The organism is Pseudomonas sp. 30_B (assembly GCF_017491605.1).
Classification (GTDB): Bacteria; Pseudomonadota; Gammaproteobacteria; order Pseudomonadales; family Pseudomonadaceae; genus Pseudomonas.
Genome location: NZ_JAFGYY010000580.1, coordinates 1 through 226 on the forward strand (window position 1 = coordinate 1; position 226 = coordinate 226).

Annotated in this window: 1 protein-coding gene; it reads left to right on the forward strand. The window is 67.3% G+C overall.

Annotated features, from left to right (window positions below):
• Positions 1-226: sulfatase-like hydrolase/transferase (locus J5M67_RS29475; protein WP_207888789.1), on the forward strand; the 226-nt coding region annotated here is incomplete at both ends.

Below are 226 nucleotides of genomic sequence, written 5' to 3' on the forward strand. Positions count from 1 at the left end.
CGTCTACACCACCGACAACGGCCCGAACCAGTGGTCCTGGCCGGATGCGGCCACCACCCCGTTCCGCAACGAGAAGAACTCCAACTGGGAAGGCGCCTACCGGGTGCCGGCGATGATCCGCTGGCCGGGACATATCGAAGCGGGCCAGGTGTCCAACGAGATGTTCTCGGGGCTGGACTGGTTCCCCACCCTGCTCTCCGCCGTCGGCGTGCCCGACGCCAAGGAG